This window comes from Citrobacter sp. Cu233, from assembly GCF_030332225.1.
Classification (GTDB): Bacteria; Pseudomonadota; Gammaproteobacteria; order Enterobacterales; family Enterobacteriaceae; genus Citrobacter.
The window spans coordinates 203,228-217,251 of record NZ_JAOWIF010000040.1; the positions used below are offsets into that span (position 1 = coordinate 203,228).

Genomic DNA, 14,024 nt, shown 5'->3' on the forward strand with positions numbered 1-14,024 from the left:
TTATCGGGCTTTTGATCGTCGGCAAGCTACTTCTGCGTGACCAGGCGGGCGGAAAGCGTCAGATTGCGGGATTGGTTGTCATCATTACCAATGCGCTGCAGTATACGTTCAGCCAGGGTATAACCCATTTCGCGTGCCGGGGTACTGGCCCAGATAATGGGAATGTCATCCAGCGAGTTTTCCGCCACATCCGCAAATCCAGCCAGTGAAACTTGTTGTTCAAAATAGCGATCGACGCCAATTTCGCCGCTCTGACGCCCCGCTCTCATCAGACCAAACCAGGCACCAACAGCGATAGTTTCGTTGTAACACACAACGGCGCTGATCGTCGGGTTGTGGCGTAACAGTGCAGTAACGGCTTCGGCAGCCTGCTTCTGACTGGAAGAACATTCCATAACCCAATCACTATGAAACGGTAAACCATATTTTAACAGCGTCGCACAATAGCCGCCGACCCGCTCGGCGCGGGTTAAAGAAGAACTCTGTCCACCCAGCCACGCGATTCGCTGGTGACCGTGCCGAATGAGATGCTCAACCAACAATTGCGCTGCCTGCATGTTGTCAGGTCGGACCGTATCCACATCATCCAGGTAACTGGCTCGTGAGGCAAATACGACCGGAATCCCTTTTTCTTCAGCCAGCTGTCGCAGTGCATCACTGCTGTCAGCAGCACCAGCAATGACTACGCCATCCACTCCCTGATTGAGTAGCATCGTGAAACGCTGAGCCAATTGCTCACCGTCTTTACCGCCGTGCAAAAGAAATACCATCCGACCCTGTGCTTCTAATGCTTCCGTCAGGCCTGCCGTCAGTTCAGCATAAAATGGCGCAGACAGATCGCGTACAATCAGCCCGACCACACCACTCTGACCGCCACGCAGCACCGATGCCTGACGATTACGTACAAACCCCAGTTGCTCAATGGCAGCGTTTACCCGCTCCCCGGTTGCGGTGGAGATACGTCCTTTTCCACTCAGCACCAATGAGACTGTACTGACCGAAACTCCCGCAGCGAGCGCAACATCATGGATGGTTATTTTTTTGGCTATAGCCATAAAAACAGAAAACTCCCTGATAACGTGACGGATAAAACGTTTTATCAATCGGTTATAGTTATACGCCCTATTATCATTCGATAATGTGATGTATACCGCACTAAAATTAGGTAAAACGTTTTATCTTCTCGCCATCATTAGTCACCGTGCTTTCACGAGGAGTCGTTAGATGACGACGAGAACCACACCAAAAATAACGTTATGGGAATTTTTCCAGCAGTTGGGCAAAACCTTTATGTTGCCCGTGGCTCTGCTCTCCTTCTGCGGGATCATGTTGGGGATCGGCAGTTCGTTAAGCAGTCATGATGTCTTAACGCTGATCCCCGCATTGGGTAACCCGGTGCTTCAGGTTCTTTTTACCTGGATGAGTAAAGTCGGCTCTTTCGCATTTAGTTTCTTACCCGTGATGTTCTGTATTGCTATTCCTCTCGGTCTGGCGCGCGAGAACAAAGGTGTGGCGGCATTTGCCGGGTTTGTTGGCTACGCGGTTATGAACCTTGCCGTTAACTTCTGGTTGACGGCGAAAGGGATTTTACCTACCACAGATGCGGCAATACTGAAGGCCAACAACATACAAAACATCCTGGGGATCCAGTCGATCGACACCGGGATCCTCGGTGCAGTCATCGCCGGGATCATTGTCTGGATGCTGCATGAACGCTTCCACAATATCCGTCTGCCGGACGCATTGGCTTTCTTCGGCGGCACCCGTTTTGTCCCCATCATCTCTTCACTGGTCATGGGGCTGGTTGGGTTAGTTATCCCTCTGATCTGGCCTGTATTTGCGATGGGTATTACCGGGCTCGGCAATATCATCAACAGCGCAGGTGAATTTGGTCCGATGCTGTTTGGTACCGGTGAACGCCTTCTGCTGCCTTTTGGCCTGCACCATATTCTGGTGGCCCTCATTCGCTTTACTGAAGCGGGCGGAACCCAGGAAGTGTGTGGTCATAGCGTCAGTGGCGCACTCACTATTTTCCAGGCCCAGCTGAGTTGCCCAACCACGCAAGGCTTCTCTGAAAGCGCAACCCGCTTCCTGTCTCAGGGTAAAATGCCGGCATTCCTCGGCGGTTTGCCGGGTGCAGCATTAGCGATGTATCACTGTGCTCGTCCTGAGAATCGACATAAAATTAAAGGGTTATTAATTTCTGGTCTGATTGCCTGCGTCATTGGCGGTACCACCGAACCACTGGAATTCTTGTTCTTGTTTGTTGCCCCAGTTCTGTACGTGATTCACGCCTTGTTGACCGGCCTCGGCTTTACCGTGATGGCGGTGCTCGGTGTGACTATCGGCAACACAGACGGTAACCTGATTGACTTCGTGGTGTTCGGGATCCTGCACGGGTTGTCCACCAAGTGGTATCTGGTCCCTGTTGTCGCGGCCATCTGGTTTGCCGTGTACTACGTTATCTTCCGTTTCGCGATCACCCGCTTTAATCTGAAGACACCCGGCCGTGATGTCGAAGTTGCCAGCAATATCGAGAAAGTGATGGCAGGCACACCCGGTAAATCTGGCTACAATGTCCCGGCAATTCTGGCGGCACTGGGTGGCGCGGAGAATATCGTTAGTCTTGATAACTGCATTACGCGTTTGCGTTTGTCGGTCAAAGATATGTCACGTGTAAATGTCCAGGCACTGAAAGACAACCGGGCTATTGGCGTGGTACAGCTTAATCAGCATAACCTTCAGGTCGTTATTGGTCCGCAGGTCCAGTCAGTGAAAGACGAAATCGCGGTTCTGATGAATACAGTACAAGCGTGAGGACAACGACATGTTTGATTTTTCAAAGGTTGTGAACAGGCAGGGAACATGGTGCACCCAGTGGGATTATGTCGCTGACCGTTTTGGCACTGCCGATCTGCTGCCGTTCACCATCTCTGATATGGATTTCGCAACGGCTCCTTGCATTCTGGAGGCGCTGACCCAGCGCCTGTCACACGGTGTATTAGGATACAGCCGCTGGAAAAATGACGAATTTCTGGCGGCCATTAGCCACTGGTTTCTAACTCGTCACAATACCCGGATCGATCCTCAATCGCTGGTATATGGCCCCTCAGTTATCTATATGGTCTCTGAACTCATCCGCCAGTGGTCGTCTGCTGGCGACGCGGTCGTTGTCCATACGCCCGCTTACGATGCATTTTACAAGGCTATCGAAGGCAACCAGCGCACAGTGCTCCCCGTCGGTCTGGAAAAGCGGAGCGACGGTTGGTATTGCGACATGGCAAAGCTGGAGGCAGCTCTCTCAAGGCCTGAGAGTAAAATTCTTCTGCTATGTAGCCCACAAAATCCAACAGGCAAAGTGTGGACACGCGATGAACTGGAAACCATGGCCGACTTATGCCAGCGACATGGTGTAAACGTCATTTCCGATGAAATCCATATGGATATGGTTTGGGGAGACCAACCGCATATTCCGTGGATCAATGTCGCACGCGGCGACTGGGCGCTACTCACCTCCGGCTCCAAGAGTTTCAATATCCCGGCATTAACCGGAGCGTATGGGATCATCGAAAACGCCAATAGCCGCAACGATTATCTCAGTGCACTAAAGGGACGCGACGGATTGTCTTCTCCTGCGGTGCTGGCACTCACCGCACATATTGCCGCCTATCAGCAAGGTGATCGCTGGTTGGATGCCTTACGGGATTATCTTGCCGGCAACCTGCATTACGTTGCAGATGAACTTAATACCGCGTTCCCAGAACTTAACTGGCAGATCCCACAATCCACCTATCTGGCCTGGATAGATTTACGTCCGCTCAAGGTTGATGACAAGGCGTTACAAAATGCGCTTATCCACCAGCAAAAAGTGGCGATCATGCCAGGTTCGACCTACGGAGAGGAAGGGCACGGTTTTGTGCGCCTGAATACCGGATGCCCCCGCTCAAAACTTGAAAAAGGCGTTCAGGGATTAATTAACGCTCTGTGCTCTCTGCGCTAACTAAAGTTGCGCAATGAAATTAATCATTGCGCAACATAGATTTTTATCCCAATTTATTCTTATAATACTGCGCACTTTACCTAAAAACATGAGTGCGACCATGATTGATACTTCCCTTCCTTTAACCGACGTCCATCGCCATCTTGATGGGAACATCCGTGCCCAAACGATCCTGGATCTTGGTCGTCAGTTTAATTTAACGCTTCCTGCGCAAACACTTGAAACGCTGATCCCTCACGTGCAGGTGACGTCAACTGAGCCTGATTTGGTCAGTTTTTTGTCAAAGCTTGACTGGGGTGTGAAAATGCTGGCATCGCTGGATGCCTGTCGTCGCGTCGCATTTGAGAATATTGAGGATGCCGCACGTAATGGTCTGCACTACGTTGAACTACGCTTTTCTCCAGGCTACATGGCTATGGCGCATCAACTCCCCGTCGCAGGTGTGGTTGAAGCCGTTATTGCAGGCGTACGCGAAGGTTGTAAGGCTTTCGGCGTTGAAGCCCGTTTAATTGGTATCATGAGCCGTACTTTCGGCGAAGCTGCCTGTCTGCAGGAACTGGATGCACTGTTAGCCCACCGTGATCACATCACCGCCCTGGATTTGGCCGGCGATGAACTCGGTTTCCCAGGCAGTTTGTTCCTGTCCCATTTCAACCGTGCGCGCGACGCAGGTTGGCATATCACGGTTCATGCAGGTGAAGCGGCGGGCCCGGAAAGCATCTGGCAAGCTATCAGAGAACTGGGAGCAGAGCGCATTGGCCACGGCGTAAAAGCAGTCGAAGATCGCGCCCTGATGGATTTTCTCGCCGAGCAGCGTATCGGCATTGAATCCTGCCTGACATCGAATATTCAAACCAGTACCGTCGCCTCACTGACGACACATCCGCTAAAAACATTCCTTGAGCACGGTGTGCTGGCGAGTCTGAATACGGACGATCCGGCGGTTCAGGGCGTGGATATTATTCACGAGTACACCGTAGCAGCCCCGGCTGCAGGATTGACGCGTGAACAGATTCGCCAGGCGCAAATCAATGGTCTGGAAATGGCGTTCCTGAGCAATGAAGAGAAACAAGCACTGCGTGAGAAAGTTGCCGCAGCGTAGTGGTTTGATTGCCGGATGGCGCTAACGTTTATCCGGCCTACGTTACACTGTAGGTCGGATAAGATGCCCCGACATCCGGCATTGACATTATCAGGCAAGGCACAGTGTCGATCGGTGTTTCGCCGATTCAATGCCCAGCTCAATCAGTTCCATGATTTGAATGGCTTGTCTGGCTGGAACCGGGTTTTCGCCATTACCATTCAGCGCATCACGGATACTCGCATAGTAAGCCGGATAATTGCCTGGAACGGTTAACCAGGTTTCTTCCACCTGCTCATCACCTTCCATGCGTGTCAGTACACCATCACGCATGTCATAACCCCAGTCTTCCTGCGGCAGGCGTTCGCCATTTTTAAGACGTTCCTCTTGTGGGTCCAGACCATACTTCACATAGCTGCCACGCGATCCGTGAACGATATAACGAGCAGACTCAGCGGCTGCCAGCATCGTTCCGTGCAGAATCACCCGACGCTGCGGATACGTCAGGATGGCATGGAAGTAATCTGTCGACTGCGCCCCCGGGCGGAGCTGTGCCAGATCGACCGTCAAACTAACGGGTAAGCCAAACAGGTTAATTGCCTGATCTAAAAGATGCGGCGCTAAGTCATACCAGATACCACTCCCCGGACCACCCTGTTCACGCCAGCGGTCACGGACCTGCGGGCGGAAGCGATCGAAATGAGATTCAAAATAAGCCACTTCACCCAACGCACCATCAGCCAGCAACGCTTTCAGCGTCAGAAAATCGCTGTCCCAGCGACGGTTATGGAAGACAGAAAGCAGGCGACCTACGCTTCTGGCCAGCGCATCCAGCTCGCGCGCTTGTGACAGTGTCACAGTAAAAGGCTTATCAACAACCACATGCTTACCTGCTTCCAACGCCGCTTTCGCCAGCGGGAAGTGTGTATCATTGGGTGTCGGGATCACAATCAGGTCGATACTCGGATCGTTAAACAGATGTTTAGGCTCAGTAACAACTGCCACTGAAGGCCAGTCCGCCTTCACTTTTGTTTCATCACTACTGGACACCGCAACCAGTTCCAGACCCGGAGTGCCCACGATCAGGGGGGCATGGAAAGTTTTACTGGCATAACCGTAGCCGATTAGCCCAACGCGGATGTTGTCACTCATGTTTTTGCCTCTCAATTCAGATCTGGCCTATTTCACACCATAGATAGTAGCGCCACAATAGTTTAATAACCTTTGTGCTACAAAGGGTGTTGCTTAACTTAAGTCAAACATATGCCACTTAGCGTTAACTTGCCGTGAAAAAGTCATCGAAATCGTTCCCAATACTCTTGCTGTATTATTTATTGATAAGTAACATTTGCTACCTGTGTTTATGGATAAATCAAAGCAAATGTCGTCAGTAATGAATCGTCTTATTGAATTAACAGGTTGGATTGTTCTCGTGGTCTCCGTGATCCTGTTGGGTGTTGCCAATCATATTGACAACTACCAACCACCGGAACCCGTCGCTGCAGTACAGAAAAAATAAATAGACGCATCCCGCTCCAGCACGTATTGCCTGCGATCGTGAAGGGCGTTACCCTTTCCGCAGGCGCTAATAGCGCCTGGTTTCCCACAGGGTTGAAAACTCTTCTTACATTTGCGCGCAAATTCGCGTTTAACCTGTACAACGTTGGTTGTTTTTTAATATTTACTACTCCGTTAGTATTATTTTATTAATATGGATTGCCTTTTATGACTGTTCAGGATTACTTATTAAAATTCCGCAAAATCAGTTCGCTAGAAAGTCTGGAAAAATTGTTCGATCATCTTAACTACACACTTACTGACGATAGCGACATTATCAATATGTATCGCGCTGCAGACCACCGCCGTGCCGAGCTCATTTCGGGAGGTCGCCTGTTCGATGTCGGTCAGGTGCCCAAATCCGTTTGGCATTACGTGCAATAAACAAGAAAGTAGCGCCTGGCGTTAAAAGCTATATAATCATTGCCCCAAAATGAACGGCATGTCTGTTCACGCGCGTAAACCTGGAGATGAAATGACTACAACACCGGCACAACGTATCGGAGGCTGGCTACTTGGACCATTGGCCTGGCTGTTAGTCGCGTTGTTAAGTGCTTCGCTGGCGTTACTGCTGTATGTCACTGCGTTGGCCACACCGCAGACATTTCACACGCTGAGCGAGCAAAGTACGACGAATTTGCTGCTCTGGGGCGTCTCCTTTATTACCGCTATCGCCATGTGGTACTACACGCTGTGGCTGACTATCGCGTTTTTCAAACGCAGAGCCTGTGTGCCAAAACACTATATTATATGGCTGCTGATCTCGGTGTTGCTGGCGATTAAAGCGTTTGCATTCTCTCCTGTTCCGGATGCGTTTGCCGTGCGTCAGCTGCTGTTCCCCTTGTTGGCTGCTGCGCTGCTGGTGCCCTATTTCAAACGCTCGCAGCGCGTTAAGACAACGTTTGTGAACCCGTAATAACCCTACAGTTAACCTGTTGTCGCCTGTTGTAGATTGTCAGATAATAGGCGGCTTTTTTATTTCAGGCCGAAAAATGACTGATTACCTGCTGCTGTTTGTCGGAACTGTACTGGTCAATAACTTTGTACTGGTCAAGTTTCTGGGCTTATGCCCCTTTATGGGCGTTTCCAAAAAACTGGAAACCGCAATGGGTATGGGCCTCGCCACGACCTTTGTAATGACGCTGGCATCCATTTGCGCATGGCTGATTGACACCTGGATCCTCATCCCTCTCGATCTCATCTACCTGCGCACGCTGGCCTTTATTCTGGTCATCGCCGTGGTGGTGCAATTTACCGAGATGGTTGTACGCAAAACCAGCCCTGCGCTGTATCGCCTGCTGGGGATCTTCTTACCGCTGATCACCACTAACTGCGCGGTTTTGGGGGTAGCGTTGTTGAACATCAACCTCGGGCATAATTTTTTACAGTCGGCGCTGTACGGTTTTTCCGCCGCCGTCGGCTTCTCACTGGTGATGGTTCTGTTCGCCGCCATTCGCGAACGCCTCGCCGTGGCAGACGTTCCTGCCCCGTTCCGCGGTAATGCGATTGCGCTGATTACCGCTGGTTTAATGTCTTTGGCCTTTATGGGCTTTAGTGGTTTGGTGAAGTTGTAATGAATGCTATCTGGATTGCCGTTGCCGCAGTGAGTCTACTGGGTCTGGCGTTCGGCGCTATTTTGGGTTATGCCTCTCGTCGATTTGCCGTCGAGGATGATCCGGTCGTGGAGAAAATTGATGAAATTCTCCCGCAAAGCCAGTGTGGACAGTGCGGTTACCCGGGCTGCCGTCCTTATGCGGAAGCGATTGGTTGTCAGGGCGAAAAAATCAACCGCTGCGCCCCCGGTGGCGAAGCGGTGATGCTAAAAATTGCGGCCCTGTTGAACGTCGATCCGCAACCTATTGATGGTGATGAGCAGGATGCTACCCCCGTTCGTATGCTGGCGGTCATTGATGAAAATAACTGTATCGGCTGCACGAAATGTATTCAGGCCTGCCCGGTCGATGCCATCGTGGGCGCTACGCGCGCCATGCACACGGTGATGAGCGATCTGTGCACCGGATGCAACTTGTGCGTCGACCCGTGTCCGACGCAATGTATCGAATTACGTCCGGTCGCCGAGACACCTGACAGCTGGAAGTGGGATTTAAACACGATTCCTGTACGCATCATTCCTGTGGAACAACATGCTTAAGTTATTCTCTGCATTCAGAAAAAATAAAATCTGGGACTTTGATGGCGGCATTCATCCACCAGAAATGAAGACCCAGTCTAACGGGACACCGCTGCGACAGGTTCCGCTGGCTCCGCGCTTTATTATTCCGTTGAAGCAGCATATTGGCGCTGAAGGTGAACTGTGTGTCAATGTGGGCGACACCGTGCTGCGTGGTCAGGCGCTAACCCGTGGGCGCGGCAGAATGTTGCCCGTGCACGCCCCCACCTCCGGCACCGTTGTAGCCATTGCCCCACACTCTACCGCGCATCCTTCGGCTTTAGCTGAACTTAGCGTCATCATTGATGCGGACGGTGAAGATCGCTGGATTGAGCGTGACGGCTGGGCAAATTATCGTGCCCACAGCCGAGAGGAGCTCATCGCCCGTATTCACCAATTCGGTGTTGCCGGACTCGGCGGCGCAGGTTTTCCAACTGGCGTCAAATTGCAAGGTGGCGGTGATAAAATTGAAACGCTGATCATCAACGCCGCTGAATGCGAACCTTACATTACCGCTGACGACCGCCTGATGCAGGATTGTGCCGCCCAGGTGGTGGAAGGTATCCGCATCCTGGCCCACATTTTACAACCGCGCGAGATTCTGCTGGGCATTGAAGATAACAAACCACAGGCCATTTCCATGCTGCGTGCGGTGCTGGCGGACTCACACGACATCAGCCTGCGCGTTATCCCGACCAAATACCCTTCCGGCGGGGCGAAGCAACTGACCCAAATTCTGACCGGGAAACAGGTCCCGCACGGCGGGCGTTCCTCGGATATTGGCGTTCTGATGCAAAACGTGGGGACTGCCTATGCTGTCAAGCGGGCCGTTATTGACGGCGAGCCAATCACTGAGCGAGTGGTCACGCTAACGGGCGAAGCAGTCAGTCGCCCGGGCAATGTTTGGGCACGATTAGGTACACCTGTTCGTCACCTGCTCAACGATGCAGGTTTCTGTCCTTCTGCTGACCAGATGGTGATCATGGGCGGTCCGCTGATGGGCTTTACCCTGCCCTGGCTGGATGTTCCTATCGTGAAGATCAGCAACTGCCTGCTTGCGCCCTCTGCCAGTGAAATGGGTGAACCGCAGGAAGAGAAAGGGTGTATTCGCTGTAGCGCTTGTGCCGATGCCTGCCCTGCCGATCTTCTGCCGCAGCAACTTTACTGGTTCAGTAAAGGCCAGCAGCATGATAAAGCGACAACCCACAATATTGCTGACTGCATTGAATGCGGCGCATGTGCATGGGTATGCCCAAGCAATATTCCGCTGGTACAGTACTTCCGCCAGGAAAAGGCTGAGATTTACGCCATCAGTCAGGAAGAAAAACGCGCAGCAGAAGCAAAAGCACGCTTTGAGGCCCGACAGGCGCGACTTGAACGTGAAAAAGCGGCACGTCTTGAGCGGCATAAAAGCGCAGCTGTACAACCTGCAGCGAAAGATCATGATGCCATCGCTGCCGCACTGGCTCGCGTAAAAGAGAAACAGGCTCAGGCTATGCAGCCGGTTGTAATCCAGGCGGGTGAAAAACCTGATAACAGCGCAGTGATTGCCGCACGTGAAGCGCGAAAAGCGCAGGCTCGCGCCGCACGCACTGAAAATCCGTCAAAGGATGAGGACAGCAGCGCGGGTACGGATCCACGCAAAGCTGCCGTCGAAGCCGCGATTGCCCGCGCTAAAGCCCGGAAGCTCGAGCAACAGGCCGCTACGGAATCTGTCGAACCGGTTGACTCGCGCAAAGCTGCCGTTGAAGCCGCGATTGCCCGCGCAAAAGCCCGGAAGCTCGAGCAACAGGCCGCCACGGAATCTGTCGAACCGGTTGACTCGCGCAAAGCTGCCGTTGAAGCCGCGATTGCCCGCGCTAAAGCCCGGAAGCTTGAGCAACAAGCCACCACAGAACCCACCGAACCGGTTGACTCGCGCAAAGCTGCCGTTGAAGCCGCGATTGCCCGTGCTAAAGCCCGGAAGCTCGAGCAACAGGCCGCCACGGAATCTGTCGAACCGGTTGACTCGCGCAAAGCTGCCGTTGCGGCCGCTATTGCACGCGCTCAGGCCAAGAAAGCCGCACAGCAGCAGGTTGTAAACGAGGAATAAATGGTATTCAGAATAGCTAGCTCCCCTTATACCCATAACCAGCGTCAGACATCACGTATCATGATGTGGGTTCTTATTGCTGCATTGCCAGGGATTGCCGCTCAATTGTGGTTCTTCGGCTGGGGTACATTGTTCCAGATAGCGCTGGCGTCAGTGAGTGCCATCGCTGCCGAAGCGGGCGTGCTTAAACTACGTAAACAGCCAGTGGCCGCGACCCTGAAAGACAATTCCGCCCTGCTCACAGGGTTGCTGCTTGCCGTCAGTATTCCCCCCCTGGCTCCGTGGTGGATGGTGATTCTGGGTACCGTCTTTGCCGTTATCATTGCCAAGCAACTGTATGGCGGTCTTGGGCAGAACCCATTTAATCCAGCAATGATTGGTTATGTTGTTCTGTTGATCTCCTTCCCGGTGCAGATGACAAGCTGGCTGCCACCGCATGAAATTGCCGCTACAGTGCCCGGATTTTTTGATGCTTTAAACGTTATCTTTACCGGACATACCGCTGGCGGCGGCGATATGAACACGCTCCGTATAGGGATCGACGGCATCAGTCAGGCAACACCTCTGGACACCTTTAAGACCTCCCTGCACGCGGGACACTCTGTTGAACAGGTGATGCAGTATCCGATCTACAGCGGCATGCTCGCGGGTGCAGGTTGGCAGTGGGTTAACCTTGCCTGGCTTGCGGGCGGCATCGTGTTGTTATGGCAAAAAGCAATTCGTTGGCATATCCCGGTTAGTTTTCTGCTGTCGCTTGCCGTTTGTTCAACATTAGGCTGGTTTTTCTCTCCTGCGTCGCTGGCATCACCGCAGTTGCATCTGCTTTCAGGTGCCACCATGCTGGGCGCATTCTTTATTCTTACCGATCCCGTTACGGCATCAACAACCAACCGTGGTCGCCTGATTTTTGGCGCGCTCGCGGGTCTGTTAGTCTGGCTGATTCGTAGTTTTGGGGGATATCCTGATGGCGTGGCCTTTGCCGTGTTACTGGCAAATATCACCGTTCCGCTGATTGATTATTACACCCGTCCTCGTGTGTACGGACATCGCTAAGGACAACGCATGCTGAAAACGATTCGTAAACACGGTATCACTCTGGCACTGTTTGCCGCGGGCTCTACAGGGTTAACGGCGGCGATTAATCAGTTAACCAAGTCTACCATTGATGAACAAGCGGCCCTTCAGCAAAAGGCGCTGTTTGATCAGGTACTGCCTGGCGATCGCTACAATAACAATCTGCCTGAAAGTTGCTATCTGGTGAATGCTCAGGCATTAGGTAAAGGTACGCATCGTGTCTATATTGCCCGCCAGGACGACCGTCCGGTTGCGGCAATTCTGGAGGCCACGGCACCCGATGGTTATTCCGGTGCAATTCAGCTGCTGGTTGGTGTCGATTTCAACGGTACTGTGCTGGGTACGCGGGTGACGGAACATCATGAAACACCAGGCCTCGGTGATAAAATTGAATTACGTCTGTCTGACTGGATCACTCATTTTAGCGGCAAAACGATTAGTGCGGAGAACGACCCGCACTGGGCCGTGAAAAAAGATGGCGGCGATTTTGATCAGTTCACCGGCGCGACCATTACGCCCAGGGCCGTGGTTAATGCTGTGAAACGTGCAGGCCTGTTTGCACAGACGCTGCCTGCACAACTTCCTCAACTTAGCGCCTGTGGAGAATAACCATGAGCGAAATTAAAGACGTCATTGTTCAGGGACTTTGGAAAAATAACTCCGCCCTTGTACAGTTACTCGGCATGTGCCCGTTGCTGGCCGTGACCTCTACCGCAACCAATGCCTTAGGTCTGGGGCTTGCAACTACGCTGGTGTTGACCCTAACAAACCTGACTATTTCAGCGTTGCGCCGCTGGACGCCCCCCGAAATTCGTATTCCGATCTATGTCATGATCATCGCCTCCGTGGTGAGTGCGGTACAAATGCTTATCAATGCCTACGCCTTTGGCCTGTATCAATCACTGGGTATCTTTATCCCCTTGATTGTGACCAACTGCATTGTCGTTGGCCGTGCTGAAGCCTTTGCCGCGAAAAAGGGCCCCGCTTTATCCGCGCTCGATGGTTTTTCTATTGGCATGGGGGCGACCGGTGCCATGTTTGTTCTCGGATCGCTGCGTGAAATAATCGGTAACGGTACATTGTTCGACGGTGCAGACGGACTGCTGGGCAATTGGGCCAAAGTCCTGCGCGTGGAGATCTTCCATACTGACACACCATTTTTGCTGGCCATGCTACCGCCGGGAGCATTCATTGGCCTTGGGCTGATGCTGGCTGTTAAATATCTGATTGATGAGAAGGTGAAGAAACGTCGCGCCGAGGCCGCCATGGCAGAAGACCCGATGGGTGAAACAGGGAATGTGTAATGAACAAAACGAAACGGCTGGAAATACTGACGCGCCTGCGTGACAACAATCCGCATCCCACTACCGAACTCAACTTTACGTCACCGTTTGAGCTGCTGATATCGGTGCTGCTTTCTGCGCAGGCCACTGATGTCAGCGTTAATAAAGCCACAGCAAAGCTGTATCCTGTCGCTAATACGCCTGCTGCCATGCTCGAGCTCGGTGTTGAGGGGGTTAAGTCGTACATCAAGACGATTGGTCTGTTCAACAGTAAAGCAGAGAACGTGATTAAGACCTGTCGTATCCTGCTGGAACAGCATAATGGCGAAGTTCCGGAAAACAGAGCGGCACTGGAAGCGCTGCCAGGCGTTGGTCGTAAAACGGCCAATGTGGTATTGAATACCGCCTTCGGCTGGCCAACGATTGCTGTAGATACCCATATTTTTCGGGTCTGTAATCGTACACAATTTGCCCCGGGTAAAAACGTAGAACAGGTCGAAGAGAAACTGCTGAAAGTCGTCCCCAGTGAATTTAAAGTCGATTGTCATCACTGGTTAATTCTTCATGGTCGCTACACCTGCATAGCCAGAAAACCACGCTGCGGGTCGTGTATTATCGAAGATCTTTGCGAATTCAAAGAGAAAGTCGATATCTGACAAAATGGGGCCATAACGTTGGCCCCCATTCCATAACGATTAGTTATGCACTTCTCAATCATTCATTTCCCGACAATGATGCCGTACCTTCCAGCATATCTAATGTAATAT

15 protein-coding genes are annotated in these 14,024 nt (G+C 52.2%); 13 read left to right on the forward strand and 2 right to left on the reverse strand.

Going from position 1 to position 14,024, the window contains the following annotated elements:
• Positions 1-26 precede the first annotated feature (26 nt).
• Positions 27-1,055 carry a Mal regulon transcriptional regulator MalI gene (locus OGX95_RS17300; protein ID WP_286630341.1) on the reverse strand — a complete coding sequence of 343 codons (1,029 nt, stop codon included), beginning with the start codon at positions 1,053-1,055 and terminating at the stop codon, positions 27-29.
• A 169-nt stretch (positions 1,056-1,224) separates the two neighbouring features.
• Between OGX95_RS17300 and malX the strand changes: the two genes are divergently transcribed.
• The 3 genes from malX to add all read left to right on the forward strand — a co-directional run bounded on the left by malX (position 1,225) and on the right by add (position 5,102).
• Positions 1,225-2,817 (forward strand): maltose/glucose-specific PTS transporter subunit IIBC, encoded by a 1,593-nt coding sequence (malX, locus tag OGX95_RS17305; protein WP_286630342.1) that lies wholly within the window; start codon positions 1,225-1,227, stop codon positions 2,815-2,817.
• Positions 2,818-2,827: 10 nt separating this feature from the next.
• The gene (locus OGX95_RS17310) at positions 2,828-4,000 is read left to right on the forward strand and encodes a MalY/PatB family protein (protein ID WP_286630343.1); all 1,173 of its coding nucleotides are present in this window, start codon (positions 2,828-2,830) and stop codon (positions 3,998-4,000) included.
• 100 nt (positions 4,001-4,100) lie between these two features.
• On the forward strand, positions 4,101-5,102 hold the full coding sequence (gene add / locus OGX95_RS17315; RefSeq protein WP_286630344.1) for an adenosine deaminase: 1,002 nt from the start codon (positions 4,101-4,103) through the stop codon (positions 5,100-5,102).
• Positions 5,103-5,192: 90 nt separating this feature from the next.
• Here the strand turns inward: add and OGX95_RS17320 are convergent, their stop codons facing one another.
• Entirely contained in the window at positions 5,193-6,233 is a 1,041-nt protein-coding gene (locus OGX95_RS17320; RefSeq protein WP_286630345.1) for an oxidoreductase, read from the reverse strand.
• 241 nt (positions 6,234-6,474) lie between these two features.
• Between OGX95_RS17320 and blr the strand changes: the two genes are divergently transcribed.
• The 10 genes from blr to nth all read left to right on the forward strand — a co-directional run bounded on the left by blr (position 6,475) and on the right by nth (position 13,913).
• Positions 6,475-6,600: a division septum protein Blr gene (gene blr / locus OGX95_RS17325; protein WP_040233850.1), complete on the forward strand. Its 126-nt coding sequence runs from the start codon at positions 6,475-6,477 to the stop codon at positions 6,598-6,600.
• 206 nt (positions 6,601-6,806) lie between these two features.
• Positions 6,807-7,022, forward strand: coding sequence for a transcription modulator YdgT (ydgT, locus tag OGX95_RS17330; RefSeq protein ID WP_003832804.1), 216 nt, complete (start codon positions 6,807-6,809; stop codon positions 7,020-7,022).
• 91 nt (positions 7,023-7,113) lie between these two features.
• Positions 7,114-7,554 (forward strand): DUF2569 domain-containing protein, encoded by a 441-nt coding sequence (locus OGX95_RS17335; protein WP_040233903.1) that lies wholly within the window; start codon positions 7,114-7,116, stop codon positions 7,552-7,554.
• Between the two features lie 76 nt (positions 7,555-7,630).
• Positions 7,631-8,212: an electron transport complex subunit RsxA gene (rsxA, locus tag OGX95_RS17340; RefSeq protein ID WP_005121199.1), complete on the forward strand. Its 582-nt coding sequence runs from the start codon at positions 7,631-7,633 to the stop codon at positions 8,210-8,212.
• Positions 8,212-8,790 carry an electron transport complex subunit RsxB gene (gene rsxB, locus OGX95_RS17345; RefSeq protein WP_271454397.1) on the forward strand — a complete coding sequence of 193 codons (579 nt, stop codon included), beginning with the start codon at positions 8,212-8,214 and terminating at the stop codon, positions 8,788-8,790. Before rsxA ends, rsxB begins: the two co-directional genes overlap by 1 nt.
• Positions 8,783-10,900 (forward strand): electron transport complex subunit RsxC, encoded by a 2,118-nt coding sequence (rsxC, locus tag OGX95_RS17350; protein ID WP_286630346.1) that lies wholly within the window; start codon positions 8,783-8,785, stop codon positions 10,898-10,900. Before rsxB ends, rsxC begins: the two co-directional genes overlap by 8 nt.
• Positions 10,901-11,953 (forward strand): electron transport complex subunit RsxD, encoded by a 1,053-nt coding sequence (gene rsxD, locus OGX95_RS17355; protein ID WP_286630347.1) that lies wholly within the window; start codon positions 10,901-10,903, stop codon positions 11,951-11,953. It abuts the gene before it with no gap.
• 9 nt (positions 11,954-11,962) lie between these two features.
• Positions 11,963-12,583, forward strand: a complete 621-nt coding sequence (rsxG, locus tag OGX95_RS17360; protein ID WP_286630348.1) for an electron transport complex subunit RsxG — start codon at positions 11,963-11,965, stop codon at positions 12,581-12,583.
• A 2-nt stretch (positions 12,584-12,585) separates the two neighbouring features.
• Positions 12,586-13,278: an electron transport complex subunit E gene (locus tag OGX95_RS17365; RefSeq protein WP_286630349.1), complete on the forward strand. Its 693-nt coding sequence runs from the start codon at positions 12,586-12,588 to the stop codon at positions 13,276-13,278.
• Complete coding sequence (gene nth / locus OGX95_RS17370; RefSeq protein WP_286630350.1) at positions 13,278-13,913, forward strand: endonuclease III; 636 nt, start codon at positions 13,278-13,280, stop codon at positions 13,911-13,913. Before OGX95_RS17365 ends, nth begins: the two co-directional genes overlap by 1 nt.
• Positions 13,914-14,024 lie beyond the last annotated feature (111 nt).

Excerpts from the sequence above, each read along its gene's own strand:
- rsxB (WP_271454397.1), top strand. The coding sequence starts at position 8,212 with ATGAATGCTATCTGGATTGCCGTTGCCGCAGTGAGTCTACTGGGTCTG.
- rsxC (WP_286630346.1), top strand. The coding sequence starts at position 8,783 with ATGCTTAAGTTATTCTCTGCATTCAGAAAAAATAAAATCTGGGACTTT.
- OGX95_RS17310 (WP_286630343.1), top strand. The coding sequence starts at position 2,828 with ATGTTTGATTTTTCAAAGGTTGTGAACAGGCAGGGAACATGGTGCACC.
- rsxA (WP_005121199.1), top strand. The coding sequence starts at position 7,631 with ATGACTGATTACCTGCTGCTGTTTGTCGGAACTGTACTGGTCAATAAC.
- malX (WP_286630342.1), top strand. The coding sequence starts at position 1,225 with ATGACGACGAGAACCACACCAAAAATAACGTTATGGGAATTTTTCCAG.
- OGX95_RS17320 (WP_286630345.1), bottom strand. The coding sequence starts at position 6,233 with ATGAGTGACAACATCCGCGTTGGGCTAATCGGCTACGGTTATGCCAGT.
- blr (WP_040233850.1), top strand. The coding sequence starts at position 6,475 with ATGAATCGTCTTATTGAATTAACAGGTTGGATTGTTCTCGTGGTCTCC.
- OGX95_RS17335 (WP_040233903.1), top strand. The coding sequence starts at position 7,114 with ATGACTACAACACCGGCACAACGTATCGGAGGCTGGCTACTTGGACCA.
- ydgT (WP_003832804.1), top strand. The coding sequence starts at position 6,807 with ATGACTGTTCAGGATTACTTATTAAAATTCCGCAAAATCAGTTCGCTA.
- nth (WP_286630350.1), top strand. The coding sequence starts at position 13,278 with ATGAACAAAACGAAACGGCTGGAAATACTGACGCGCCTGCGTGACAAC.
- rsxD (WP_286630347.1), top strand. The coding sequence starts at position 10,901 with ATGGTATTCAGAATAGCTAGCTCCCCTTATACCCATAACCAGCGTCAG.
- rsxG (WP_286630348.1), top strand. The coding sequence starts at position 11,963 with ATGCTGAAAACGATTCGTAAACACGGTATCACTCTGGCACTGTTTGCC.
- OGX95_RS17365 (WP_286630349.1), top strand. The coding sequence starts at position 12,586 with ATGAGCGAAATTAAAGACGTCATTGTTCAGGGACTTTGGAAAAATAAC.
- add (WP_286630344.1), top strand. The coding sequence starts at position 4,101 with ATGATTGATACTTCCCTTCCTTTAACCGACGTCCATCGCCATCTTGAT.
- OGX95_RS17300 (WP_286630341.1), bottom strand. The coding sequence starts at position 1,055 with ATGGCTATAGCCAAAAAAATAACCATCCATGATGTTGCGCTCGCTGCG.